The organism is Variovorax paradoxus (assembly GCF_009498455.1).
GTDB lineage: Bacteria > Pseudomonadota > Gammaproteobacteria > Burkholderiales > Burkholderiaceae_C > Variovorax > Variovorax paradoxus_H.
This window is the reverse complement of sequence record NZ_CP045644.1, coordinates 4113820-4138634: the sequence shown is the minus strand read 5'-3', so window position 1 is coordinate 4138634 and position 24815 is coordinate 4113820. Positions and strand designations below refer to the sequence as shown.

23 protein-coding genes are annotated in these 24815 nt (G+C 64.1%); 5 read left to right on the top strand and 18 right to left on the bottom strand.

What is annotated here, in order from left to right:
* Positions 1–16: 16 nt before the first annotated feature.
* Positions 17–2656 (bottom strand): aconitate hydratase AcnA, encoded by a 2640-nt coding sequence (gene acnA / locus GFK26_RS19160; protein ID WP_153283365.1) that lies wholly within the window; start codon positions 2654–2656, stop codon positions 17–19.
* Between the two features lie 81 nt (positions 2657–2737).
* Here acnA and GFK26_RS19155 point away from each other — a divergent pair, with 81 nt between their 5' ends.
* Genes GFK26_RS19155 through GFK26_RS19135 form a run of 5 tightly spaced genes read left to right on the top strand, consistent with a single transcriptional unit; the run spans position 2738 to position 7842 of the window.
* Positions 2738–3790 (top strand): lactonase family protein, encoded by a 1053-nt coding sequence (locus GFK26_RS19155; RefSeq protein ID WP_153283364.1) that lies wholly within the window; start codon positions 2738–2740, stop codon positions 3788–3790.
* Positions 3791–3834: 44 nt separating this feature from the next.
* On the top strand, positions 3835–4818 hold the full coding sequence (locus GFK26_RS19150; RefSeq protein ID WP_153283363.1) for a Bug family tripartite tricarboxylate transporter substrate binding protein: 984 nt from the start codon (positions 3835–3837) through the stop codon (positions 4816–4818).
* 28 nt (positions 4819–4846) lie between these two features.
* Entirely contained in the window at positions 4847–5827 is a 981-nt protein-coding gene (locus GFK26_RS19145) for a Bug family tripartite tricarboxylate transporter substrate binding protein (protein WP_153283362.1), read from the top strand.
* Entirely contained in the window at positions 5824–6333 is a 510-nt protein-coding gene (locus tag GFK26_RS19140) for a tripartite tricarboxylate transporter TctB family protein (protein WP_153283361.1), read from the top strand. Before GFK26_RS19145 ends, GFK26_RS19140 begins: the two co-directional genes overlap by 4 nt.
* Positions 6334–6342: 9 nt before the next feature.
* The gene (locus GFK26_RS19135; RefSeq protein WP_153283360.1) at positions 6343–7842 is read left to right on the top strand and encodes a tripartite tricarboxylate transporter permease; all 1500 of its coding nucleotides are present in this window, start codon (positions 6343–6345) and stop codon (positions 7840–7842) included.
* 395 nt (positions 7843–8237) lie between these two features.
* Here GFK26_RS19135 and GFK26_RS34320 read toward each other — a convergent pair whose 3' ends face one another.
* The 17 genes from GFK26_RS34320 to GFK26_RS19050 form a co-directional block, all read right to left on the bottom strand.
* Complete coding sequence (locus GFK26_RS34320) at positions 8238–8405, bottom strand: hypothetical protein (protein WP_416222500.1); 168 nt, start codon at positions 8403–8405, stop codon at positions 8238–8240.
* 204 nt (positions 8406–8609) lie between these two features.
* Positions 8610–9392: an enoyl-CoA hydratase/isomerase family protein gene (locus tag GFK26_RS19125; protein ID WP_153283359.1), complete on the bottom strand. Its 783-nt coding sequence runs from the start codon at positions 9390–9392 to the stop codon at positions 8610–8612.
* A gap of 127 nt (positions 9393–9519) precedes the next feature.
* Positions 9520–10950, bottom strand: a complete 1431-nt coding sequence (locus GFK26_RS19120) for a carboxylesterase family protein (protein ID WP_153283358.1) — start codon at positions 10948–10950, stop codon at positions 9520–9522.
* 147 nt (positions 10951–11097) lie between these two features.
* Entirely contained in the window at positions 11098–12102 is a 1005-nt protein-coding gene (locus GFK26_RS19115; RefSeq protein WP_153283357.1) for an aldo/keto reductase, read from the bottom strand.
* Positions 12099–12785 carry a nitroreductase gene (locus GFK26_RS19110; protein WP_153283356.1) on the bottom strand — a complete coding sequence of 229 codons (687 nt, stop codon included), beginning with the start codon at positions 12783–12785 and terminating at the stop codon, positions 12099–12101. The genes GFK26_RS19115 and GFK26_RS19110 overlap by 4 nt, the downstream gene beginning before the upstream one ends.
* Positions 12786–12811: 26 nt before the next feature.
* A complete protein-coding gene (locus GFK26_RS19105; protein ID WP_153283355.1) occupies positions 12812–13747 on the bottom strand; it encodes an NAD(P)H-dependent flavin oxidoreductase in 936 nt (311 codons plus the stop codon).
* 48 nt (positions 13748–13795) lie between these two features.
* On the bottom strand, positions 13796–14629 hold the full coding sequence (locus GFK26_RS19100; RefSeq protein WP_153283354.1) for an enoyl-CoA hydratase/isomerase family protein: 834 nt from the start codon (positions 14627–14629) through the stop codon (positions 13796–13798).
* A gap of 32 nt (positions 14630–14661) precedes the next feature.
* Positions 14662–15228: a DUF2889 domain-containing protein gene (locus GFK26_RS19095; protein WP_153283353.1), complete on the bottom strand. Its 567-nt coding sequence runs from the start codon at positions 15226–15228 to the stop codon at positions 14662–14664.
* A gap of 25 nt (positions 15229–15253) precedes the next feature.
* Positions 15254–16312 carry a dipeptidase gene (locus tag GFK26_RS19090; protein WP_228121697.1) on the bottom strand — a complete coding sequence of 353 codons (1059 nt, stop codon included), beginning with the start codon at positions 16310–16312 and terminating at the stop codon, positions 15254–15256.
* Positions 16313–16401: 89 nt separating this feature from the next.
* Positions 16402–17370 (bottom strand): Bug family tripartite tricarboxylate transporter substrate binding protein, encoded by a 969-nt coding sequence (locus tag GFK26_RS19085; RefSeq protein ID WP_153283352.1) that lies wholly within the window; start codon positions 17368–17370, stop codon positions 16402–16404.
* 95 nt (positions 17371–17465) lie between these two features.
* Positions 17466–18191 carry a nitroreductase gene (locus GFK26_RS19080; protein WP_153283351.1) on the bottom strand — a complete coding sequence of 242 codons (726 nt, stop codon included), beginning with the start codon at positions 18189–18191 and terminating at the stop codon, positions 17466–17468.
* A gap of 27 nt (positions 18192–18218) precedes the next feature.
* Positions 18219–19418 carry a CaiB/BaiF CoA transferase family protein gene (locus tag GFK26_RS19075; RefSeq protein WP_153283350.1) on the bottom strand — a complete coding sequence of 400 codons (1200 nt, stop codon included), beginning with the start codon at positions 19416–19418 and terminating at the stop codon, positions 18219–18221.
* 100 nt (positions 19419–19518) lie between these two features.
* Positions 19519–20310: an enoyl-CoA hydratase/isomerase family protein gene (locus tag GFK26_RS19070; protein ID WP_153283349.1), complete on the bottom strand. Its 792-nt coding sequence runs from the start codon at positions 20308–20310 to the stop codon at positions 19519–19521.
* A gap of 43 nt (positions 20311–20353) precedes the next feature.
* The gene (locus tag GFK26_RS19065; protein ID WP_153283348.1) at positions 20354–21493 is read right to left on the bottom strand and encodes an acyl-CoA dehydrogenase family protein; all 1140 of its coding nucleotides are present in this window, start codon (positions 21491–21493) and stop codon (positions 20354–20356) included.
* Positions 21490–22572, bottom strand: a complete 1083-nt coding sequence (locus GFK26_RS19060; RefSeq protein WP_153283347.1) for an acyl-CoA dehydrogenase family protein — start codon at positions 22570–22572, stop codon at positions 21490–21492. Before GFK26_RS19060 ends, GFK26_RS19065 begins: the two co-directional genes overlap by 4 nt.
* 30 nt (positions 22573–22602) lie before the next feature.
* Positions 22603–23517, bottom strand: coding sequence for an SDR family NAD(P)-dependent oxidoreductase (locus tag GFK26_RS19055; RefSeq protein WP_153283346.1), 915 nt, complete (start codon positions 23515–23517; stop codon positions 22603–22605).
* 52 nt (positions 23518–23569) lie between these two features.
* Positions 23570–24748: a thiolase family protein gene (locus GFK26_RS19050; RefSeq protein ID WP_153283345.1), complete on the bottom strand. Its 1179-nt coding sequence runs from the start codon at positions 24746–24748 to the stop codon at positions 23570–23572.
* Positions 24749–24815 lie beyond the last annotated feature (67 nt).

Sequence of the window (24815 nt, the reverse complement as noted above, 5' to 3'; positions counted from 1 at the left end):
CGCGAATCCGGCGGGCTCAGATGGCCCTGTCTGCGGCGGTGCCATGCTTCTCCATCATCTTGCGCAGGGTCGACGGGATGACGCCTCCGGCCCGGAGCAAATCGACTTCCAGTTGCGTCTCGACCGCCACTACGGCATTGAAATGCTCCGCACGGCCGTCGAGCCGATGCAGCGCGACGCCGATCGCCCCGCGCGGATGGATGCCTTCCGGCTGTGCGTCGATCTCGATGCGGTCGCCGGGCTGCAAGTCGAGCGTGGCCGGCGTCATGCCCGCGGGCATGCGCAGCGGCAGCACACCCATGCCGATGAGGTTCGAGCGGTGGATGCGCTCGAAGCTGTTGGCCAGCACCGCGCGGATGCCCAGCAAACGCTGTCCCTTGGCGGCCCAGTCGCGCGACGAGCCCGTGCCGTAGCGCTCGCCAGCCACCAGCACGACCGAGTCGCCCGATGCCCGGTAGCGCTGCGCGGCCTCCCAGAGCGGCACCACCTCGCCGCTGGGCACGTGCAGCGTATGGGCCACGGGGGCGCCGGGCGCCAGCAAGTTCTTCAGCGTCTTGCTGTGGAAGGCGGCACGCACCATCACCTCCCAGTTGCCGCGGCGCGAGGCGAAGACGTTCAGGTCGTCGCGGTCGTCGCCGCTCGCCACGAGGAAGTCGGCGACCAGGCTGTCCTTGGGAATCGCGCTGGCCGGCGAGATGTGGTCGGTCGTGATGTCGTCCTCCACCACGAGCAGTGGGAACGCGCTGTAGCGGCCAAGCATGCTGCCTTCCGACAGGTCGGCGAACGGCGGGCGGCGCAGCGCGGTCGATGCCGGGTTCCAGGGGTACAGCTCGGCGTCGGGTGCGGCGAGTTCATGCCAGAGCGGATTGGCGGTGGCCATCGCAAAGGCACGCGGATAGTCCGATGGGTCCTGCGACTGCATCAGCGCGGCATCGATCTCCTCGCGCGAAGGCCACAGATCTCGCAGGTAGATTTTTTTGCCGCTGGCAGTCACCTGCACTGGATCCACGCGCAGGTCGCGCTCCGCGTCGCCTGCAAGCGCAAAGGCAATAACGAGGGGCGGCGACATCAGGAAGCCAAGGTCGAGATCGGGATGCACACGCCCCGGAAAATTCCGGTTGCCCGAGAGCACGGCGACAGGATGGACCGCCCCCCTGGCCACCGCCTTCTGAATGGCCTGCGGCAGTGGACCGGAGTTGCCGATGCATGTCGTGCAGCCGTAGCCGACGATGTTGAAGCCGACGGCCGACAGGTCCTCGGTGAGGCCGGCACGCGCCAAGTAGGCCGCCGCGGCGGCTGACCCCGGGCCGAGCGAGGTCTTGACCCAGGCCGGCGCCTTCAGGCCGAGTGCCCTGGCCTTGCGGGCGACCAGGCCGGCCGCGATCAACAGGCGCGGGTCCGAGGTGTTGGTGCAACTCGTGATGGCCGCGATGGCCACCGGGTAGCGCGGCATCTGCGCGTCGGCGGTCTTGGGCTGGAAGCCGAGCGAGGCCAGGGCCGATGCGCTGTCACCGAAGCCCAGCAGATCCTGCGGACGGCGCGGACCCGCGATGTGCATGTCGATCGCGTCGAGCTCGATGTGGATGGCTCGCGTGTACGTCGGTTCCGCCGCGGGATCGAACCAAAGGCCTGCCGCGCGGCTGTACGTTTCGACGCGTTCGATGTGGGCCGCGGTCCGCCCCGTTTGCCGCAGGTAGTCGAGCGTGTGTCCATCGACCGGAAAGAAGCCCGTGGTCGCACCGTACTCCGGCGCCATGTTGGCCACCACGCTGCGCTCGCCGGCAGTGAGCATCGAAACGCCGGGACCGAAGAACTCGACGAACTCGCCAGACACGCCGATGGCCCGCAGGCGCTGCGTCACGGTCAGCGCCAGATCCGTCGCCAGCACGCCGGGGCGCAAGGCGCCGGTGAGCCGCACGCCAACCACGTCGGGAATGCGCAGCATCGTCGGCATGCCGAACATCACGGTCTGCGCCTCCAGCCCGCCCACGCCCCAGCCCAGCACACCGATGCCGTTGACCATGGGCGTGTGGCTGTCGGTGCCAATCATCATGTCGGGCACCAGCCAGCGTGCGCCATCGCCCTCCTCCACCGCGACCACGGTCGCCAGCTGCTCCAGGTTGATGGTGTGCATGATGCCTGTGCCGGGCGGGTGGATGCGCACGCCCCGCAGCACCTTCGAGGCCCAGCGCAGGAAGGAATAGCGCTCGGCATTGCGCCGGATCTCGAAGGCCATGTTGAGTTCGGGCGCGTCCTTGCGCGCGAAGGCCTCGACAGCCAGCGAGTGGTCCACCGACACGTCCACCGGCAGGCTCGCGTTCAGCACGGACGGGTCCACGCCGGCTTCGGCCAGCGTGCTGCGCATGGCGGCAAGGTCCACCAGCGCAGGCGTGCTCGTGGTGTCGTGCATGAGCACGCGCCCCGGCTGAAAGGCGATCTCCGCCTCGCTGCTGCCCGTGTCGGTCCACGCAAGAAGCGCCGCCAGCGCGGCTTCCTTCTCGGCGCCTTGCATGTTGCGTGCGACGTTTTCCATCAACAGCCGCAGGACGACAGGAAGGCGATTCCGCTTGTCTTTGCACAGCGCCGGCAGATCGACGGCGAGGTACTCCTGCCCGGCCACGACAAGCCGCATGCAGGACGTCTCAGTGTTTTCCATGAGCCAATTTTGCATTTATTGTTTATAAAATGCAATTCAGTGCAAACCCGCAGCCTTCCTTCTTCCTCCCAGAGAACCTCCATGTACGCCTACGTCGGCAGCCGAACCACCCGGGAGCGCAATGCGCGGGGCGACGGCATCAGCATCTTCAAGGTCGACGCCGCGCATGGAACGCTGGAGCTGGTCGACATCGCTGGAGACCTCGTCAACCCTTCCTTTCTTGCGCTGAACGCCACGGGCGAGTTCCTCTACACCGTGCATGGCGACGAGAGCGAAGTCAGCGCCTTCAGGGTCGACCGGAGCACCGGCCTCCTGAGCTTCATCAACCGCCAAAGCACGCAGGGCAAGAACCCGGTGCACCTGGCACTGGACCCGACCGGCCGCTTCATGCTGGTGTCCAACCACATTGGCGCCAGCCTGGCAGTGCTGCCCGTGAACGCCGATGGCGCCTTGGGTGAACTGACGCAACTCCTGACGCTGGAAGGCCCGGTGGGGCCGCACCGGGTGGAGCAGAAGCAGGCAAAGCCGCACTTCAATCCCTTCGACCCGACCGGCCGTTTCGTCTTCGTGCCGGACAAGGGGCTGGACCGGGTGTTCAGCTTCCGCTTCGAGGAAGGCCGACTGACGCCGGCACTGGTGCCGTTTGCGGCAACGCGCGAAACGGCGGGGCCGCGCCACCTGTCGTTCCACCCCGATGCGCCGTTCACCTACGTGGTCAACGAACTCGACTCGACGGTGACGGCCTACCACGTCGCACCCGAGACCGGGGCGCTCACGCCGTTCCAGATCGTGTCGGCGCTGCCGCAGAGCTTCACCGGCAACAGCCGCGCTTCCGAACTTCAGATCGACGCGCAGGGACGCTTCCTGTATGCCTCCAACCGCGGCTGCGACAGCATCGCCGTGTTCCGCATCGATGCCGCCACCGGTGCGTTGACGTTCATCGAAGCCGCGCCCACCCAGGGCAGGACGCCGCGGTTCTTCACGCTCACGCCGGACGGCCGCTTCATGTTCGCGCTCAACGAGGACAGCGACTCCATCGTGACGCTGGCCGTCGATCCCGTGGCCGGAACGCTCGCGCCCACTGGCGCGTCGGCCAGATCAGGCAGCCCGGTCTGCATGGTCTTCTCCGCATGAACCGCCACCAGCGCGCAGCACCTCTTCGACACCAAGGAACCCAGATGCATTCGATTCAACGCCGGGCGCTGCTGTGCGCCACCGCGGCCTTCGCCGTCCTCCCGCTGTCCGCGCTTGCGCAGGACTACCCCACGCGGCCCGTCACCATCGTGGTTCCCTTCTCTGCCGGCGGCGGCGTCGACGCGATGGCGCGCCTGCTGGCAGAGAAGCTGCGCGTGTCGCTCAAACAATCGGTGGTCGTGGACAACAGGCCCGGCGCCAGCGGCATGCTCGGCGCAGCCTTCGTGGCAAAGGCCGCGCCCGACGGCTACACGCTGCTGCTGGGTTCGGCCGGCGAGACCGCCATCAATCCGCTGGTCTACAAGGCAAAGATGCAGTATTCGCCTGAGAAAGACCTGGCGCCGATCACTGCCGTCACGCGGGTGCCGAATGTACTGGTCGCGAATCCATCGTTCCCGGCAAAGGATCTGCCCGAGCTCGTGGCGTACGCAAAGAAGAACCCGGGCAAGGTGACCTATGCCACGAGCGGCGTCGGCAACCCGCAGCATCTGAACGGCGAACTGCTCCAATCGCTGGCCGGCATCCAGATGCAGCACGTGCCGTACAAGGGCGCGTCGAACCAGCTGGTCGACGTGGCGTCGGGCAATGTCGACATCACCTTCGTGAGCCTGGCCGGGGCGACCCCCTTCATCAAGGGCGGCCGGGTCAAAGCACTGGCGGTGACGTCGGCCAGGCGCGCGGGCTTTGCGCCGGACATTCCGGCAATCGCCGAGTTCACGCTCACGGCCTCATACGACCTGGACAACTGGTTCGGTCTTTTCGCGCCTGCGAAAACGCCGCCCGCCGTGCAGGCAAAGCTCAACGAGGCAGTGACCGCCGCCCTGCGCGACCCCGAGTTGATCAAGCGATTGCGCGAGCAAGGCGGCGAGCCCATGCCGCTCTCGCAAGCCCAGTTCCGCGACTTCATCAAGACCGAATCGGTCAAGTACGCGCGCATCGTCGACAGCGCAAGGATCGTCGCGGAATAGCCCTTTACCAAATCTACAGGAGACCTTCATGAAACTCTCGTCCACATCGAATCGCCGCGCCCTACTCGCCGCCTCCGTGGCCATGCTGTTCGGCCTTGCGGCAGCGCCCGCCGTGGCGCAGGCGTCCCTCGACCTCAAGATCATTGCGCCCGCAGGCCCGGGCGGCGGCTGGGACAGCGCCTCGCGCTCGCTGCAGCAGGTGCTCACCGCCACGGGCGCGGCAAAGAACGTGCAGGTCGTCAACGTGCCGGGCGCGGGCGGCACGGTCGGCCTGGCTCAGTTCGTGAACAACGCAAAGGGCGATGGCAACCAGTTGATGGTGATGGGCATCACGATGGTGGGCGCCGTGCTCACCAACAAGGCGCCGGTCGGCCTGGATGCCGTCACGCCGATCGCCCGCATGACCGGCGACCCGCTGGTGGTGGTCGTACCTGCGAACTCGCCGCACAAAACGCTGAAGGATCTTGCCGCGGCCGTGAAGGCGGACACGTCCAAGGTCGTCTGGGCCGGCGGCTCGGCCGGCGGTGCGGACCACATTCTGGCCGGCCTCATCGCCAAGCAGGCCGGCGACGCGGCAAAACTGAACTATGTGCCCTTCTCAGGCGGCGGCGAAGCACTGGCCGAAATGCTGGGCGGCCGCGTGACCGCGGGCGTGTCCGGCTACAACGAGTTCGAGAGCCAGATCAAGGCCGGCAAGCTGCGCGCGCTCGGCGTGTCGACGGCCAAGCGGATCGAAGGCGTCGACGTGCCCACGCTCAAGGAGCAAGGCATCGATGTCGAACTCGTGAACTGGCGCGGCGTCGTTGCAGGTCCTGCGATCAGCGAACCGCAGAAGGCCGCATTGGTGGCAGCCGTCAACAAGGCGCTCAAGTCGCCCGAATGGGCCAAGATTTCGAAGGCCCGCGGCTGGGACGACGCCTATCTGGACGCCGACGCCTTCGCCGCGTTCCTCAAGTCCGATCAGCAACGCGTGAAGGAAGTGCTGAGCTCCATCGGCCTCGTGAAATGAGCGATTCGGAAACCAACGGTCCGGGCTGGCACGCGACGGCCACGGTCGGCGCCGTGCTGTTCGGGCTGGCCGCGGTCATCGGCTACGACGTGACGCTGATCGCGCCTGCGCAGGCGGTCGGCGTCGGGCCGACGGCCGCGATGCGCATCGTTGCGCTGCTGCTGGTCGTGCTCGGGCTTGCGCACGTCACCAAGGCTTTGCGCATGCGCGCTGCGCTGCACGGCAAGAAGACGTCGGAACTCGGCGCCGTGCTCACCAACCGCGCGGCGCTGGGCTGGGTGCTCGGCGGGCTTATCGGGATGATCCTGATCCTGCAGTTCGGCGGCGGATTCGTCATCGGCTCGACCTGGCTCTTTGTTTCGACCGCGCGAGCTTTCGGCCAAGCCATTCGCATCAAGTCGCCCGCCATCGGTTTTCTGCTCGCAGCCATCGTGTTTGCCTTCTTCACCAGGGCCTTGTCCCTGTCGTTGCCGGCTGGGCCGCTCGAGCGCCTGTTTCTCGGCTGAAGGGGCCACATGGAAGTTTTCACGCTATTGGGCCAAGGCCTGCTGGTGGCCATCCAGCCCGGCAACCTGCTCTTCGCCGGCATCGGGGTGCTGCTGGGCACGCTTGTCGGCATCCTGCCCGGCATCAGCCCGTCGCTGACGGTCGCCTTGCTGCTGCCCATCACCTTCAAGCTGGATCCCACGGGCTCCATCATCATGTTTGCCGGCATCTATTTCGGCGGCATGTACGGCAGCTCGACGACTGCGATCCTGCTCAACACGCCCGGCGAGGCGGCCTCGATTGCCACTGCCATCGAGGGGCACCGAATGGCGAAGGCCGGGCGCGGCGGTCCGGCGTTGTCCACGGCGGCCATCGGCTCTTTCGTCGCGGGGCTGATTGCGACGATCGGCATCTCGGTGCTCGCGCCGTGGCTCGTCGACTTCGCGGTGCAGTTCGGTCCGTGGGACTACTTCGCGCTCATGGTGCTGGCCTTTGTCACAGTGTCGGCCACCTTCGGTGACTCGGTGTTGCGCGGGATCACGAGCCTTGCGCTGGGCTTGGTGCTCGGCCTCGTCGGCATCGACAAGCTCACGGGTCAGTCGCGCCTGGCGTTCGGCGTCCCTGCCCTTCTGGACGGCGTGTCCATCACGACACTGGCCGTCGGCCTGTTCGCGATGGGCGAGACGCTTTACATCGCCTCGCGCTTCACCGGCGTGCAGGAAAAGATCGAGGCCGTGCGCGGTTCGCTCTGGATGACGAAGGAAGACTGGCAGCGCTCATGGAAGCCGTGGCTGCGCGGCATTGGCTTGGGTTTCCCGATCGGTGCGTTGCCCGCGGGCGGCGCCGAAGTGCCGACGCTGCTGTCGTACACGCTCGAGCGCAAGTTGGCGGTAAAGCCCGAGGAGTTCGGCAAGGGTGCAATCGAAGGCGTGGCGGGACCCGAGGCTGCCAACAACGCGGCCGCCACGGGCACGCTGGTCCCACTGCTGGCACTGGGCCTTCCAACCTCGGCCACTGCCGCGATGATGCTTGCGGGCTTTCAGCAATACGGGCTGGTGCCGGGCCCGCTGCTCTTCGTGACCAACGCCGATCTCGTCTGGGGGCTGATCGCGAGCTTCTTCATCGGCAACCTGATGCTGCTGGTGCTGAACCTGCCGCTCGTCGGCCTGTGGGTGCGCCTGCTGAAGGTGCCGCAGCCATGGCTCTATGCGGGCATTCTCGTGTTTGCTGTGATGGGCACGCTGGCTGCGAATCCATCCACCGTCGAGTTGGTGATGCTCGTGACATTCGGCATCTGCGGCTATCTCATGCGCTGCTGGGACTACCCAGTGGCGCCGATGATCGTCGGGCTCATCCTCGGGCCGATGGCGGAGAGCCAATTCCGGCGCGCACTGCAGATCAGCCTGGGCGACGGGCTGGTGTTCTTCAAGCATGCGGGCTCGGCCACGCTGCTGGCGCTGGCACTGCTTGCGCTGGTTGCTCCGCTGATTTTCAAGGGGCTGAAGCGGTTCAAGGGTGATGACGCCTGAGATGAAGCCGGCCACTTCCAAGGGCATACGGGCCTGTGGCATTCCGTTCTCACGTGATTGCGGACCGCACGCGGCCGTGGCAATGTCCACCGCGCGCGAGCATCCGGTCGAGGCTTAACTGACCGACTGGCTGCAATTGCAATCGGAGTTGCGCGACCAGGACGGCAGCTTTATTTCATAGAACGCCTGCACCGACTGCCCGCAGTTTTGGCTTCGAGTTGCGCACCCTGTCTCTCGACGGCGGTTCGGCGCTGACAAAAGTCAGAAGAACGGGAACTCTGCTCAGAAATCGCTTCAATGCCAAATACCGTTCGCCTGCCGCTATCTCAGAAAACCTCTACACGTCAGAACAGAGCTACGGTCGCTTCCCACACCTGTGATCCTTCGCATTCAGTTCAAGGTGCCACGGTCTCGACGATAGGAAACTGACGCTCTCTCGAGGCACGGTGTCGAGATTCGCTGCTGCGGGCAGGCCTTGAACCCCGATCCCGCGCAATGAACGCGGAGAGCATGTGCGGAACCAGCGCCACCGCATCGACTGGCCCATGCAAGCGGCTGTACACCTCAACGTAGGCCTCGAGTTGCGCTTCAGTTCGACTGGCACTGTGATCGTCAGTTTCACGCTCTCAGCTCGTGGCAGCGCGCCCAAGTATCCACGAGTCCGATCTCCAATAGTCGAATGCCGGTGGTAGTTCAAGTACGGAGCAAACCTCCTGACTGGAGGCACCAGAAAGGCTCGGCACTAGCATGCCGTCAAACTTAAGGGATCAGCAGCCGGTAAAGGCCGCGGGCTTCTTGCCGAAGAAGGCATCGAGGCCGATGCGGAAATCGTCGGTGGCCGCGCAGGTCTGGAACGCGACCGACTCGGCGTCGAGCTGGCTGGCGAGGTCGCGATCGAGCGAGCGGCGCATCAGCCGGCGCAGGTTGCCCAGTGCCACGGTCGGGCCCTTCGCCAGCCGCTGCGCGAGGGCCATGGCCTCGGCTTCGAGTTCGGCCGCGGGCACCGCGCGGTTGATGAGGCCCATGCGTTCGGCCGCGGCGGTGTCGTAGGTGTCGCCGAACATCGCGATCTCCATCGCGCGGCGCATGCCGACGAGGCGCGGCAGCGCCCACGAGGCGCCGACGTCGCAGCTGGTGCCGATGTTCACGTAGGCCAGGTTGAAGCGCGTGCCTTCGGCCGCGAGCACGAAGTCGGCCTGCAGCATCAGGCTCAGGCCCGCGCCGGCCGCCACGCCGTGCACCTGCGCGACGAGCGGCGCGTCCATGGCGTCGAGCACGGTCAGCGCCTCGTGCAGCGGGCCGATGAGGTCGGCCGCGCCCTGCTTCGGGTCGGCACTCAGCACGCCGAGGTCGCCGCCGGCCATGAAGCCCTTGCCCGCGCCGCTCAGCAGCACGGCGCGAACGCTTCTGTCGGCCGCCAGCTCGCGCGCGGCGGCGAGGAAGGCGTTGGCCATCGGCACGTCGATGGCGTTGAGCGCGGCTGGACGGTTGAAGCGCAGCGTGGCCACCGCGCCGTCGCGCTCGAGCTGAAGCGGGATATTAGTGGTCACATAGGCCTTTCGAGTTTTACTAAGCGTGGCGCGTGTCGTAGGCTATCGAACTCGGATGCAATGGGTAAAGGCGGGGCGAAAATTTCTCGAGTCGCCCTCTCACATCCGTTCATGCCGCATATGCAGGTCAGGTCCGCTCGATGCCCTTGAATGTGCGCAAGACCTCGGCTGCATGCGCGGAGGGATCGTATGGTGGGTTGCCAACGCCGTGCGCGGTTGGCTCCGTAGTCACGGCGCTCCAAAGCCGGTCATGGTTGCCCGCAGCGAAGTCTAGGAGCGCGTCGCGAACAAAGGTGTCCCGGATGGCTTGCTCGCTGCTTTGTCGTGGGCGTTGCTGGCCGACGATGCCGTACATCTCCGTACCGTGTACCGCGTGCGCTCCTTCGACAGGACCTACGGTCAGCAGGTGGGCGTTGCCGCCTGCTGCGGCGTGGGCGAGTGCCGCGCGTGCGGCTGGTAAGGTGAAAAAGTAGTCGGTGAAGAGCGCCCCGCGCACCTCGACCGGAGTGCGTCCGTTGACGTCGTACGCCGCGACGATGCGCCGGGCACGGCTGCGGGGGATGCGCGACTTCTTGACGAGCTCGTCGACGAGGTTGTCGATGCTGCCCGGGTCGAATTTCTCGGTCGCGTTGATAACCCACCAGTCCGCCTCGTTTGTCGCGGTGCTGAAGAGGATGTCGACGTCGCGGAGACGTCCGGCTTCGAGGACGCGCAGCGGGGTGTCGGCGAGAACGGCCCCGGTTTGAGCATGGTCGTTCACGATGCCGATCGTCGTGTTGTCGATGCCATGTCTATCGCCGATATCGCGCGGGCTGACCTTGATGAGTGTCTCGGCAAGGAGCTTCGCATCCAGAGCGAACAGTTGTTGTGGATCGTCCGCGATGCCGAGTTCGGTCAGAAACGTGATCGCGAGTTCTTCGGCCCACCAGGCCGGAACGATCCGGGATGCGCCGCCGGAGAATGCAGCGAGGCGCCGGTAGAGGCCGTCGGCGGCCGGGGCAGCAAGGAGCCCGATCGTGGAGTACGCGCCGGCGCTGTGGCCGGTGACGGTGACGTTCTGAGGATCGCCACCGAAGCGGGCAATGTTCTCCTGCACCCATCTGAGCGCGGCGATGATGTCTTGCAAGCCGAGGTTGGTGGCGTCCGCGAACACGCCCCCGTATTGGGAGAGCGAGAGCCACCCGAACGGACCCAGCCGATAGTTCAGGGATACCCCGATGGCACGGCCGGTCGCGGCGAGACCCGAGGCATTCGAGGTGGTCTGGGTGTTCGCGCCAAGTTCGAAGCCGCCGCCGAAGATGTAGACGATCACGGGGAGCGGTTCCTCCCCCGCGTCTTCGGGTGCCCAGACGTTGAGGTTCAGGCAGTCCTCGCTGAATCCGTTGTCGGCTTCCAGCCAGCTGGTGTCGCCGGCCTGCAGCGGGGCCGGCCCCTTCTGGTCGTAGGGCAGGGCCGGATTGAATGGCAGCAAAGTGGGCCGGCGAAAGCGATCTGCAGTGGCGTAGGGGATGCCCAGCCAAGAACGGATCGCTTGGGCAGCGGTATCAGTGTCGGTCATGTGTTCTGTCCTTCAGTTGATGGTGTACTGTCGGGCGAGGAGGCGTGGTCTTCCTCGCAGGGGTTGTTGCGCAGCCTCGACCAGTGGTGCATGCGCACAGGCGAAGCGCGAGCTCAAGATCTTGATCTGGCGCGAAGGTGCCATGACTCAGACTGGCGGTGCGTCGCCGAGCCGGAACTCTCGCGTGATCGCGTCCAGCTCCTGCAATACAGGTGCGTTCAGTTTCGTTTCTCCGGCCTGCAGCACTTCCCGCAACTGGGATGCACGGCTCGCCCCGATCACCGTGCAAGTGACGCCAGGTTGTGCCAATACCCATGCCACTGCGAGCCGTTCAGGCGCCAGGCCGGCAAGTTGAGCCAGCTCCATGATGCGGCTCACTGCTTGGAACTCCCTCTCGTGCCAGTACCGCTGTCTGTATGCGGCTGCGGTGTTTCCTGCGCCGAAGCGCGTTTCCGCACCGGGCTCTGTCTCGCCGCGATACTTGCCCGTGAGCAAGCCACCGGCCAGCGGGTTGTAGCAGAGCGTCGCGAGGTTCTCCGCCTCGCACATGGGGAACAGGTCTCGCTCGAACTGCCGGAACAGCAAGTTGTAGCGAGGCTGAACCGTCACGGGCTTCACCAGCCGGAGAGTTTCGGAGCGCCCAAGTGCGCGAGCGATGCGCCAGGCGCCCCAATTGGATACGCCGACGTATCGGGCGCGGCCACTTCGCACGATGGTTTCGAGCGCCTCGAGCGTCTCATCGAGCGGCGTGGAGGGATCGTCTCGGTGCAACTGGAACAGGTCCACGTAATCGGTACCGAGCCGAGCAAGCGACGCGTCGATGGCGCTCAGGAGATGTTTGCGCGACGTCCCGGCATCCCCTGGCAGTGGGCCCATCGGGCCCCCGGCCTTTGTCGTGACGATGAAGCGTTCGCGGCGGCCCCTCAGCCATTTGCCGATGATTTTCTCTGTGTACCCTTTGCGCTCGTCAGACGCGTCACTCGGGTATCGATTCGCGGTGTCGATGAAATTGACGCCCGCATCAGTGGCTGCATCGAGGATCGACATCGACTCTGTTTCGTCGGCATTGGATCCAAACGTCATTGTGCCAAGGCACAGGCGCGAGACTCGCAGCCCGGTGTTGCCGAGACGGACCAGATTGCGACTGCTCATGGGTTGCGATCGTCAAAGCCAACAAAGATGGTGGCCTCGGCCACGCTCCTGCGCTCGGAGATCACCGCGTTGGCGGGGAAGGTGTCGTCAGGCCAACCGAGCGCAATGCTCTTCATGATCACCTGGTCGTCGGCAATGCCGGCATGCTCGCGCACCACCGGCGATTGCATGATGCCCTGGCTGTTGATCACGCAACCCAAGCCCCGCGACCAGGCGGCGTTGACGAGCGCAGTGGCCACCGCCCCGCAGTCGAAGAAGGTATCGTCGCTACCGTCGCGCACGCGGTCGTAGGTGACGATGACGCAGACCGGCGCGTCAAACTGGCGGAAGCCGCGCATGACCCAATCGTGGCGCCTCTCCGTGTCGTCTCGCGCGATGCCCATCGCGGAGAACAGCTGCTTGGCGACCCCAATCTTCCGCTCGCGGTGGGAACCTGCGAAATCCGGGCCGGTTCGAAACTCCCGGGATTGCGGCACACCGGCCAGCATCCTCTCCGTATTGCCGGCGCGGATGCGGGCCAGCGGCTCGCCGGTGACGACATAGAAATTCCACGGCTGGGTGTTGTTGGACGATGGAGCCCGCATGGCCAATGCAATGATCTCCCCGATCAATGCTCTGGGGACCGGATCAGATTTGTAGCCTCGGATACTCCGGCGGCCGAGGATGACGTCGTCAAATTGCATCTTGCCCTCCAGTCCTCGGTTGATCGTCACTCTGCCCGGCGCCCGCACGCAGCCTGATATTCGCGAACGAGCCGCGCGACCAGAGTGGCCACGTCGGGGAGGTCCTCGATGAGATCGATGCCTTGCCCGCCGCTCCAGATGTCCCGCCACGGCCGGATGTCGGTCGGCAGATGGTCGAAGCGCCCGGCGCCGGGCATCGCGAGCGTCTCGATGTCGATTCCGCACCGCTGCAGCGACGGCTTCAACCAGTTCGCCGACACGCCAGTGACATTGGGCGTGTAGACCAGGTCTTCCGATGTCGATTCGACGAGCATCCGCTTGTAATCGGCAGGCGCATCGGATTCCTTCGTGGCGATGAAGCGCGTTCCCATGTACGCATAGTCGGCACCCAGAACCTCTGCGACCCGCACGCCGGCACCCGTCGAGACGCCCCCCGCCATGACCAGGGGCCCCTTGAAGATCGTGCGTATTTTTTCGATCAAGGTCAGATGGGACAGAAGCCCGGAATGGCCGCCTCCGCCCAGACCAATGGCGATCAGGCCGTCCACGCCCTGCCCGATCGCCTTCTTCGCGAACTCCACACTGATGACATCGTGCAGCACGCCCATGCTCTTCGAGTGCGCGACGCGCACGACCTCGCGCGGCCCGCCGCCCACGCTGATGACAGTCTCCACGCCGTAGCGGCCTGCGAGCGTCAAAGTCTCCTCGAGCTCAGCCGTGGGCAGCTTTGCGGAAACGTTGACCACGAGCGGGCCCACCTTGGTGGAATGGGCCAGCGCTTCCTTCCGCGCGCTCTGGATCGCTTCCATCCATTCTTCGAATTGCTCGAGGGTTCTCGCGTTGTGGCGCGGCAAAACACCCACCAGTCCCGCGATGCAAGCCTCTCGCACCAGGTTAGGCCCTGTCACAAGAAACATGGGCGCGCAGATGACAGGAACCGAAAGGCTTGAGCGGTTGAACATGGCTGATGTGGCTTTCTTGCCGGGTAAGAGAGTGCATGGGGGGTTTGGCTACTTCGGCTGCGTCGGCTTGCGCCAGTTCCGCTCGCTGAAACCCGTGAACAACAGGGGAGACTTCCCGACGAAACGCTGAACAGCATCAGCGTGGTAATCGGTGCCGATGGCGACGGCCTGAGCGAGTGCCTCGGCCTGCGCCATCGCCGACTGGCTCGACTCGAAGGTCTGATTGAGCAGCTGCTTGGTGAGCCCCACAGCGGCAACGGACGCCAGCTTCATCTTGCGTGCGAGCTCGGTGGCCGCCTCGATGGCTTCGCCTTCGGGCACCAGGTCGTAGACGATCCCCATCGCCTTGGCCTCATCGGCACCCAACACCCGCGCCGAGAAGATCAACTCCTTGGCGCGCTGCAATCCCACGATGCGAGGCAGCATGAAGAGGATGGACGTGTCCGGCACAAGACCCATCCGGCCGAACGCTGCACAAAAGCTTGACTTGGGCGTGGCGATGATGAAGTCGGCCGCCAGCGCGATGCTGAATCCGGCCCCGAAAGCAGGCCCGTCAACCGCCGCAATGACAGGCATCTCGAGCTTGAGGAGGTCGCGAAACCAATCCTGGATGTCCGTCATGCGGCTATGGATCATCTGGGTGGTCTTTTTCGTGGCCATGCCCTTGACGTCGCCGCCGCCGCAGAAGGCGCCCCCGCGCCCGCCGATCACCAGTGCCCTGACATCGAGCTCCTTGTGGTCGATCCCCTTGCGCAAGCGCCGGATGACGTTAGCGATCTCCACGCGCATGACATCGTCGAGTGCGTTCCTGGCCTCCGGACGGTTCAAGTGAAGAAAGGCAATGCCGTCTTCGATGTTGAACTCGATTGCTTCATAAGTCATGCACGTACCTCTGAGTTTGGTCGTTGGCTTGGTCAGGTCGACGTCCCTGGCTTCTCGCGCTGCAGGTGTGGCAACAGGCGAACCACGACCTCGCGTTCTGCCGCGAACGCGTAGCAGCTGTCCACACGAAATCGGCGCTGCGCGTCGATTTCAGGATCGCCAGCCGAGACGACTCGTAGCGGCGCGATGCCTTGCAGAACGGTAGTGGCCATAGGGCCCAAGAGTTCCACAATGTGCGTGCAGGACGCCACGCCCCCAAGCAGTTCGCGTATGCGCTTGTTCCAGCCCGCCCCGATGCTGAGACCCACAAGCGCCTGCAGCGCGGCTGCTGCTCCCGGGCAGATGTTGAAAGGCGTCGCCGACATCCTGGCATCCGCAGCGTGAACCTGGAGGTCGGCGTCAATCACAAGCCGAACTGTGATGTCGTGCAGGTGACGCCCTGGAGGGGCGTCCTCCTCAGCCAGCAAGCGCCGAAACGGGTGTGTCTTGGTGTCAACCAAGCGGCCTTCGACTTCGAGCAGGCCGTCATTGCGACGGTAAAAGCGCATGTCTACTTCGCGGTGGTGCAACTCTTCACGGGTCACTGCATCTGTGCTCATGAAAGTCTCCGGCCTTGTGAGTGATTCATCCCACCGCAGCACGGAAGATGCGCATGTAATTGCCGCCTGAGATCTTCCCAGCCTCTTCGGAAGTGAACCCGCCGCGCAGCATCGCCGCGATCAGATTGACCCACTGCGCATAGTCTTGCAGCGCACCAGGGGCGACCTGTTGATCGGTCCCCACACAGATGTGGTCCACGCCGATGACGTCGGCCATTTCCTTCAGTCCTTCGACGTATTTGTCGAGGTCAGCAAAGATGGCCCAGATCCCGACGGCACCGCCGGTTTCTGCAATCGCTCGCGCATGATCCGGGCTGACGCAGCGGGCGGCCAATCGGCTGGATGCCATCGCCTTCGAGCCGGCAAGTGCTGTATGCGACAGCAGCAGCGGTCTGGTGGAGACTTTTGCCGCAGCCTTGGCCGTTCGTTCGGTGGCGTGCGCCACATCGACGATCATTCCCAACCGATGGCAGTCACGGATCACCTCGGCGCCAAATTCGGTCAACCCTTCGTGCGTCACCACGCCCATCTGGAAGTCACCGATATCGTTCGGGGTGAAGTGAACAAGCTGAGCGGAGCGGATGCCGCGCTGGTGGGCTTCTTCCAACCGCTCAAGCTTTCCTTCCATGAAGTCCAGGCCCTCGACGCCTCCGATCATCGACGGATGACCTGCAGCGTGGGCCGATTCAAGATCAGCTGCCGTTAGCGCGCGCTGCAAACCATGGTGCGCCACCATCTCGTCGGCCCAGGCGAGGCGTTCAAGATGGTGCTTATAGAGCTCACCTAGCCTCGGCAAGCGGGTAAGGCAGGCGACCCCGGCTGCATTCCTGCCAAGAAGTGGTTCATCCGGGATTTCCGACAGGCACACCGCGGCGAGGGAGCCGGCCCGCATTCCGGCGGCAAGCATGCCGTTGGGGGGTGCCGGAGAGTAGATGCCCTCCGGTCCGCCGTGCGTATGGACATCCACCGAGATGGATTTGTGCAGCACATCCAGCGCTTTGGCGCCAAGCTCGGCGCCCTGGGCCGCTTCGGTCGAGCCGTTGGGCCCGACACCGCCGCTGAGGATCGCCTGAACCGACGCCATCGGCGTGCTCCAGATCGAATGACGGCAAGAGGTGCCAAACGTATGGAAATGACCGCAACACATAGCTCTTCAGACAGTGACGGTCGCACTTAGCCCGGCTTCGCGCCAGAGATGTCAACCATCCGCTTCCATTTGGCAAATTCGCTCGGCATATTGCTGCGCATCTTGGCCGCGTCTTGCAAATCCATCACGTAACCCAGCCTGTCGGCCACTTCCTTGAACTCAGGCGTATTGGCGGCCTCAAGCATGATCCGCGAGATTTCCGAGACTGTGGCCGCTGGCGTACCAGCCCGCGTGAGTGCGAATATGGGCGAGGTCACATCGTAGCCACGCAGGCCCGACTCATCCAACGTCGGCACATTGGCGAGTGCCGGGACGCGTTTCGCACTGGTGACGGCCAAGGCACGTAGCTTTCCAGCTTGGATCATCGACATTGCTGTCGAGGTGCCCGTGAGTCCCATTTGAAGTTGCCCGCCGATCACATCTGTCATAACCTGCGAGGCGTCTTTATAGGGAATGTGAACGATATTGATACCCGCCGTGTGCCCAAACTGAGCGCCCGCCATGTGGGTGGGCGAGCCGACACCCGCCGACGCATAGCTGATCGTTCCCGGCTGACGCTTAGCTTCGCTGATGAGATCCTGAACAGTCTTGAACGGTGAGTTTGTCGCCACCACAACGGCAAAGCCGCCCTGGACGAACTGGGCCACCGGAACCAAGTCGATCACGGGATCAAACGGCAATTTCGCATGGAGGTAAGGGTAGGTGAAATGCGCACTCGTCGTGATCAGGATCACGGTGCCGTCCGGCGGAGCCTTGGCGGCGAAGTCCGTCGCGATCTGGCCACCCGAGCCTGCCTTGTTTTCAACTAATACTGTTGAGTTCCAATGCTTCGCCATGTAGGACGCGAAAAAGCGTCCCAACACGTCAGTGCCAGGGCCAGGCGAATTCGGAACGATCACCTTGATCGTTTGTGACGTGAAGGGCGCCGCCGTGGCAAAGGGGGGCAATGCGAGCGCGGCCAGGCCAAACTTGGCAAGTTGACGACGAGAAATCATGTTGTCTCCACTTATAAAAATTTGAATAGTCAATGTAGAAAATCCAAGAGACCTTCACCAGCCGCATATCCACAATGTGGTCGGAAGCGCGCCGATCAGACCCAGCGCGTGAAGCTCTCCACTTCTTCTCGCGGCGTCCTGTACGCATTCACTGGCGCGAACTCGTCTGCATAGCCAATCGCCATGCCACAAACAAGCATTTCATTGGCGTCCGCATCGATGAACGGCATGACGATCTTTGCGTAGTTGTTCCACGCCGCCTGGGGACACGTGTGCAGGCCGAGCGCACGCGCAGCGAGCATCAAGGTCTGCAGGAACATGCCGTAATCGATCAGCGAGCCGCGGCCCATGACGCGGTCCATGGTGAACATGAGACCCACCGGCGCATCGAAGAAGCGGTAGTTCCGCTGTGCCTGCGCGTGCATCTTGTCTTTCTCGCCTTTTGCGATTCCGAGAGCACCGTACAGGCCCCAGCCGTTGTGACGTCGCCGGTCGATGTAAGGCGAAACCCACTCCGCGGGGTAATAGCCAGCCACCTCCCCGTATTCGGCGGCCAGTGACGGATCGGCCTGCGTCGCATCGTGCGCAGCGCACACCTTTGCTACGAGTGCATCGCGGCGATCACCTTGCAGCACATGCACCTTCCACGGCTGGGTGTTCGTGCTGGACGCCGCGCACCTCGCGATCTGCAGAATCTCTTCGATTTGCTGGCGCTCGACAGGCTTGTCGCGCAAGAACGCACGGCACGAAAATCGGCTCTCGATCGCCGACACCACACTCGCAGGATCCCGCACGACTGTCTTGACTTGGGATAGGGTCATCGCAGTGCCTTCATGATGTTCAGCCTCTCAGACCGTGCCCGCCTGGCGCAGCTCGGCGATCTGCCCGATCGAAAGCCCCAAGAGTTCGCGCAGGATCTCGTCGGTATGCGCGCCTAGAGCGGGCGCTGGCTTGATCTTCGGCGACGGCGTTCCACTGAAGCGGGGCTGCACAGCGGGCATCTTCAACTCGCCAATCTGCGGATGCTCGATGGTGGCGATGGAGCCCCGAGCTTCGTAGTGCGGGTCTGCGACGATGTCCTTGATCGAGTAGATCAAGGAGTAAGCGAGGCCCTTTTCTTCCAGGACCCGGCACACCTCCAGAACCGGCAGCGACTTGATCCAGTCGGCGACGATCTGGTTGACCACCTCGACGCATGCAGTGCGCTTTGCGTGGCTGGAAAAGCGCTCGTCGCCGACCAGGGCTGGAATGGCCTCGCACAGGCGGCCGTACATTCGGTCATTGGACACTGTCAGGACAATGTAGCGTCCATCGCAAGTTTCGAAATGGTCACCCGGTGCTGCGGCGAAGTGAAGGTTGCCCGTCCGCTCGCGCGGCAGTCCCATCTTCTCGTACGCCGTAACCATCACGTCGGTGAAGCGGAACACCGTTTCGTACAACGACAGATCGATTTGCTGACCTTCGCCACCGCTCATATCACGGTGGTAGAGCGCCACCATGGTTCCGAACGCGCCGAGCACCGCCGTCGAGTAGTCGGCCATCGCCGTGCCCAGCTTCACCGGCGCGCGGTCTGGGTAGCCCGTGGCGTTCAACGTGCCGCCCATCGCAAGGGCAATGCGGTCGTAGCCTGCGCGGTTCGCATACGGACCGGTCTGGCCATAGCCGGACACACTCAGCATCACAAGCCTCGGGTTCACCTGCTTCAGGTGCTCCCACGAGAGGTTCCATTTGCCCAGGATGCCAGGGCGGAAGTTCTCCACGAGCACATCGGCGTGCTTCAGCATTTCCTTCAGAATCCGCTGGCCTTCGGGATGGTGCAGGTCGAGCGTCACGGACTTCTTGTTCCGCCCTTCGACGTTCCACCAAAGGCTTTCACCTTCCACCATCGGCCCGATGTGGCGCAGTGCGTCTCCACCACCCGGTTGCTCGATCTTGATCACGTCCGCGCCCAAATCGGCAAACAGTGTTGCGGCGACCGGGCCAGCAACCATCGTGCCGATATCAATCACACGCACGCCGGCCAAGGGCCCTTTGTCTTTCGTTTCCATACTTTTGATCCTTCAATCGTCCGTATCAGCTGCGTCACCGGAATCGGCGCGATCAGCAAACCATGGCCTCAGTTTTTTCTCAGACTCTTTTTTGTACGGACTATTTGCCGGTGAACTGCGGAGGGCGCTTTTCCTTGAAGGCCGCAAGCCCTTCGACACGGTCGGCCGAGAAGTGGTGCAGATTGCTCAGGGCGCGCTCGTAGCGCAGCCCGATGGACACCGGCTGGTCCAGCGCATCGTTGAGCGCCTGCTTCATCCGAGCCAGCACCAGCGGACTCTTGGCCGCGAGTTTTGCGGCAAACGCCGAAACGTCGTCGATGAAGCTGTCATCGGCAAACACCTGGCTCACCAGTCCGAGCGCTTTCCAGTCGGAAGCGGGCTGTATGTCACCAGTGAACATGACGAGCTTCGCGTTGTTGAGGCCGATCTTCCTCGGCAGGCGCGCCGTGGCTCCGCCGCCTGGGAACAGTGCGTAGTTCGAGTGCGCATCGCCGAGACGGGCAGACTCCGCAGCGAAGACCAGATCGCACGCGAGCACGATCTCCATTCCGCCGGCAACGGCAATTCCGTTGATAGCGGCGATGACCGGCTTACCGGATGCCTCGATCAATTCCGTCAAGGCCCCGATCGCTTGGACAAACTCAGCGCCGCTTTCGGGACGGCTTCTGGCGGGATCCTTCAGATCAGCGCCGGCGCAGAAGGCCCTGCCCTCGCCTGTCAAGACGATGACGCGGACATCAGGGTCGCGCTGGGCATCCTTGATGGATGTCGTCAGCGCGTCGACGAGCGACAGGGTCAGCGAGTTCAACGCCTGCGGTCGATTCAGCTTGAGCCACAGTACGCTGTTGGTCTGCCGGCGGTGAAGTTCTTGCGTGTTCGATGTCGTTTCCATTTGTGGCTGCCTTTCCGAGTTCATTTGAGGGTTGACTAAGTTCCTACCGCAGTCCGAGGGACTTGGCGACGATGCCGCGCAGCACTTCCTTGGTGCCGCCGCGGATCGTGCAGGACGGTGCGTGCAGGATGACGTTGGCCAGCGCCGCGCTGTACCCGTCAGAGGCGCCCGGCTCGGGCTCGGTCGGCAGAACCAATCGAAGCGTCTCGGGAATCTCCTGTTCGAAGCAGGTGCCGAGGTCCTTGAGCAGGGCCGCATGCAACGCGGCATCCTGCTCGGCGGTGAGCATGGCTGCGATCGAACGCGACATCCGCCTCAACGTCGAGAGGTGAGCGACCAGGCGCCCCACTGTGCGGGCGCCCTCCGCGGATGGCTGCTGCTTGAGCGCGGTGACGAATTCCTCGACCGCACCCATGTGGGACATGAACCGGTCAGGCCCGCTTCGCTCGAATGTCAGCTCGCTCGTGACCTGCTGCCAGCCTTGGCCTTCGACGCCAATGAGGGCATCGTCAGAGAGGAACACGTCCTGGAAGTGGACTTCGTTGAAGTCGTCGTCTCCGGCGATGTTGACGATGGACCGGCATGTGACGCCGGGTGTCTTCATGTCAACCAGGAACTGGCTCAAGCCGGCCTGTCGCACTTCGCTTGCGGGCGCCGTACGGCACAGCAGGACCATGTAATGCGTGCGGTGCGCGCTCGACGTCCAGATCTTGGCCCCATTCACACGCCAGCCACCGTCTACCTTGATGGCACGCGTGCGCACCGATGCGAGATCCGAACCCGAGTCCGGCTCGCTCAGACCGATGCAGAAATAACACTTCCCGGCGGCAATTCGGGGAACGATTTCCTCGCGCTGCCGCTCGCTGCCGAAGCGCAGCAGCAGCGGCCCGCTCTGGCGCTCAGCCACCGCATGCGCAAAGATCGGTGCGCGAACGGCGAGCAGTTCTTCCAGAACAACGAGCCGCTCCGCCAGTCCGTACCCGCCGCCGCCATAGCGCTTTGGAAAGCCCATGCCGATCCAGCCGCGCTTGCCAAGTGCTTCGCTGAACTCGGGATCAAAACCGCTGAAAGCAGCGGCACCGTGCCGGTTGCCGTGCCAGCCGTCGATGAACTCGCGCACTTCGGAGCGCAGCCGCTCGCCGATTTCGGACTGCCTCGGGCGCGGAAAGGAAAGCTTGTTCATCGTGCTGCTCCTGCTGCTGCACCACTGATGGCCTTCGCCATCGGCACCACTGCGCGCCAGAGGGACTGTCCGGGGTCTCCTGCGAGGATGCGTTCGCCGAGCTCGCGAGACCAGAAGGCCTCATTGCCGCACTCGTCTCGCCATGACCAAAGACGCTTGGTGAATCGGTGCAGTTCGTGTTCCTCTGTGAAGCCGATAGCTCCGAACACTTGGTGCGCGATCGCACAGGCTTGCCCCGCCGCTTCACCCGTTCGAATCTTCGCGCTGGCGGCGGCAATGTTTCGCGAGAGGGGCTCGCCTACCCCATCCAGCCATTCATCGATCGCTTCGCTGCCAGCTTCTGCTGCCGCACGCGCGGCGGCCGCCTGCGTAGCGAGAAAGGCAATGTTCTGCTGCACCGCCTGGAATTTTCCGATTGGTCGCCCGAACTGGACGCGAAGATTGGCGTACTCAACGGCAAGCGCAAGCGACCGTTCGATCGCTCCGGCCATGAGCGCACTGCGCAGGATGGCTGACAGGGAGAGCAGCTCACGCGCGTCGAGAGGGGCCGCGACCACCGCCGCCGGAACAACGTTTTCGAGCACCAGCGTATCGCGCGGTTCTCCCGCGAGATTGCGGCCTGAAGTGACGGAAATGCCGGCTGCATCCCGGGACAGGACAATCAGTTGAGCGGCTGTGCCAGACCCGACTACGAACGCGACGTGCGTGCATGCGCCGCCCCATGGCACACGGGGGAGCTTGCCATCGACGCGCCAGCCATCGCGCGTGCGACCCAGCCGAATCTGCTCGGAGTGCGCCGACGACGCAACCGTCGGCAAGGTTGCGCCGTCGACGCCGGCATGGTCTACAAGCCAGTGCCCGACCATTGCGTCCGCCAGCAGAGCGTCCGCGGCATGCTCACCGGCGAGGATCAGAAGTCTAGATGCATCCGCCCAGCTCACGCCCGCGCCGCCCTTGCTCTCTGGCAGCAAGGTCTTGTCGAATCCGGACTCTTGCAGAACCGCCCACAGATTTTTGGGCTTGTCCGCAAATATCCGCAGGGCCGCCTCATGCAGCATGTCACGCGTCTCTTCACTCATCGCTTGCTCCTGGTGGTTGTCTCTGTCCCGTCAGACGGGATCCCAAGTGAAGATGTCGCGCGACTTGTCCAACGGGAAGAACGAGGGTTTCATCATGGGCAGCGCCACTTCAAGACAGGTATCGACGGTCCAGCCCTCGCTGCGGTGTGCGGTACGGATCGGCCGCGGCTGCGAGAACAGGAAGATCTCGTTGCTGCGAACGCCGAAGATCTGGCCGGTCACGTCACGGGCTTCGTCAGTGAGCAGCGCGCAGGTGAACGGCGCAATCTTGGCAACCTCCATGCGCTGGTTGACCAGCGTGCGGGCCATCCCTTCCGGCGTGTCGGTCGGGATCGAGCTCACCATGCGGGTGAATGCGAAGGGTGCGATGCAGTTGGACCGCACGTGAAACCGCTCCATGTCGAGCGCAATCGATTTCGACAGGCCGACAATGCCCATCTTCGCGGCGGAGTAGTTGGCCTGCGCGCCGTTGCCGATCAGCCCGGACGTTGAAGTCATGTGCACGATGGCGCCGGACTCCTGGCTCCTGAAGTGCGGCGCGACGGCACGGGCCATGTTGAAGCAGCCCTTCAGGTGCACCTTCACCACCGCGTCGAAGTCCTCTTCGGACATCTTGTGGAAGATGCCATCGCGCAGGTTGCCCGCGTTGTTGACCAGCCCGTCAACACGGCCGTACACGTCAATCGCATGCTGAACGATGCGATGGGCGGAGCTCCACTCCGCCACGCTGTCGGTGTTGGCGCTGGCCTCGCCGCCGGCTGCGCGGATCTGGTCGACGGTCTCCTGTGCGGGCCCGGCACTGCCGCCGCCGCCATCCATGCTCACGCCCAGGTCGTTCACGATCACACGTGCACCCTGGCGCGCCGCTTCCAGCGCGATCTCCTTGCCCACGCCGGCGCCCGCGCCGGTCACCACAATCACTTTGCCCAGCAGTCGCTGTGTCATGTCAGTCTCCAGATGTATCGATCAATCGTGTCGCGAAGTCAGTTGGTGCGGTTCATGCGGTGAGGATGGTCACCACAGCCGCGGCCGAGTCACCGCCGACCTGGCCGCCGGAGTTCTGTGCCAATCCAACCTTGGCAGCCGGGCGCTGCCGTTCACCGGCCTCACCGCGCAGTTGTTGCGCCAGCTCGAAAATCTGAGCCGTGCCTGTGGCCCCGATGGGGTGGCCCCGGCTGATCAATCCGCCGCTTGGATTGATGGAGACCTTTCCGCCAAGGTCTGTCGCACCGCTTCGAAGCATGTGGACGGCTTCTCCCGGCGCGCAAAGCTGCAGGATCTCGGCATTGATCAGCTCGCTGGGCGCGGCCCCATCGTGCACCTCGACGACGTGGACGTCGCGCGGATCGATGGACGCCTCTTCATAGGCAGTCTTGGATGCCCGTGCCGAAGCGTTGGGGCCTGTCGTATCTCCCGAGCCGGAAACCAATGTAGACGTGGCCACCCATACCGGCCTGGCGCCTGTCAGTTGCGCAGCGACGCGGCTCGAGACGAGGACGATCGCGGCGGCGCCGTCCCCGATCGAAGAGCACATCGGGAGCGTCAGCGGGTTGCTGATCATGCGGGCCGCCAGCACTTCTTCAACCGTCGTCGGCTTGCGGAACTGGGCAAAGGGATTGAGGGACGCTGCATGCCGGCTCTTGACCACGATCTGGGCAATGTCAGCCGCCGTCACACCCGTCGCTTCCATGTAGCGGCGCGTTCTTTCGGCGTAGATGTCCATGAAGATGGAGCCGCTGCCCGATCCAATGTGGTCGGGCAGCTTCTCTTCCATGTCCACCGCGGCCCCGAATGCACCGAAGGACACCGCCTTGTCGGCATGGGTCAGCTTTTCAGCGCCGACTACCAGGACGATGTCGGCCTGCCCGGCTTGCACGCACTGCCAAGCCAGATGGAACGCGGTGCTGCCCGTGGCGCATGCGTTCTCGGTGTTGATCATCGGCTTGCCCAGCAGACCGGTGAATCTCAACGCAGCTTGGGCGCGGACCATTTCCTGCCCGGTGACGAGACCGGCAGCCGCATTACCGAAGTAAACCCGGTCAACACGATCGGCCGTGATGCCGGCGTCTTCGAATGCGATCCGTACAGCCTCTTCGGAAAGACTTCTGACCGAGCGGTCGAGAAATTTTCCAAATGAGGTCATTCCAATTCCAGCGATTGCGACGCGAGCGGTCATCAGTCTCTCCAATTCGTGAGCATTTAAGAAAGGACGCCGCAGCCAGATCGCGGCGGCTTTGAATCGA

Coding starts and splice junctions, on each gene's coding strand:
- acnA (WP_153283365.1), bottom strand. CDS start 2,656: ATGGAAAACACTGAGACGTCCTGCATGCGGCTTGTCGTGGCCGGGCAG.
- GFK26_RS19155 (WP_153283364.1), top strand. CDS start 2,738: ATGTACGCCTACGTCGGCAGCCGAACCACCCGGGAGCGCAATGCGCGG.
- GFK26_RS19150 (WP_153283363.1), top strand. CDS start 3,835: ATGCATTCGATTCAACGCCGGGCGCTGCTGTGCGCCACCGCGGCCTTC.
- GFK26_RS19145 (WP_153283362.1), top strand. CDS start 4,847: ATGAAACTCTCGTCCACATCGAATCGCCGCGCCCTACTCGCCGCCTCC.
- GFK26_RS19140 (WP_153283361.1), top strand. CDS start 5,824: ATGAGCGATTCGGAAACCAACGGTCCGGGCTGGCACGCGACGGCCACG.
- GFK26_RS19135 (WP_153283360.1), top strand. CDS start 6,343: ATGGAAGTTTTCACGCTATTGGGCCAAGGCCTGCTGGTGGCCATCCAG.
- GFK26_RS19120 (WP_153283358.1), bottom strand. CDS start 10,950: ATGACCGACACTGATACCGCTGCCCAAGCGATCCGTTCTTGGCTGGGC.
- GFK26_RS19115 (WP_153283357.1), bottom strand. CDS start 12,102: ATGAGCAGTCGCAATCTGGTCCGTCTCGGCAACACCGGGCTGCGAGTC.
- GFK26_RS19110 (WP_153283356.1), bottom strand. CDS start 12,785: ATGCAATTTGACGACGTCATCCTCGGCCGCCGGAGTATCCGAGGCTAC.
- GFK26_RS19105 (WP_153283355.1), bottom strand. CDS start 13,747: ATGTTCAACCGCTCAAGCCTTTCGGTTCCTGTCATCTGCGCGCCCATG.
- GFK26_RS19100 (WP_153283354.1), bottom strand. CDS start 14,629: ATGACTTATGAAGCAATCGAGTTCAACATCGAAGACGGCATTGCCTTT.
- GFK26_RS19095 (WP_153283353.1), bottom strand. CDS start 15,228: ATGAGCACAGATGCAGTGACCCGTGAAGAGTTGCACCACCGCGAAGTA.
- GFK26_RS19090 (WP_228121697.1), bottom strand. CDS start 16,312: ATGGCGTCGGTTCAGGCGATCCTCAGCGGCGGTGTCGGGCCCAACGGC.
- GFK26_RS19085 (WP_153283352.1), bottom strand. CDS start 17,370: ATGATTTCTCGTCGTCAACTTGCCAAGTTTGGCCTGGCCGCGCTCGCA.
- GFK26_RS19080 (WP_153283351.1), bottom strand. CDS start 18,191: ATGACCCTATCCCAAGTCAAGACAGTCGTGCGGGATCCTGCGAGTGTG.
- GFK26_RS19075 (WP_153283350.1), bottom strand. CDS start 19,418: ATGGAAACGAAAGACAAAGGGCCCTTGGCCGGCGTGCGTGTGATTGAT.
- GFK26_RS19070 (WP_153283349.1), bottom strand. CDS start 20,310: ATGGAAACGACATCGAACACGCAAGAACTTCACCGCCGGCAGACCAAC.
- GFK26_RS19065 (WP_153283348.1), bottom strand. CDS start 21,493: ATGAACAAGCTTTCCTTTCCGCGCCCGAGGCAGTCCGAAATCGGCGAG.
- GFK26_RS19060 (WP_153283347.1), bottom strand. CDS start 22,572: ATGAGTGAAGAGACGCGTGACATGCTGCATGAGGCGGCCCTGCGGATA.
- GFK26_RS19055 (WP_153283346.1), bottom strand. CDS start 23,517: ATGACACAGCGACTGCTGGGCAAAGTGATTGTGGTGACCGGCGCGGGC.
- GFK26_RS19050 (WP_153283345.1), bottom strand. CDS start 24,748: ATGACCGCTCGCGTCGCAATCGCTGGAATTGGAATGACCTCATTTGGA.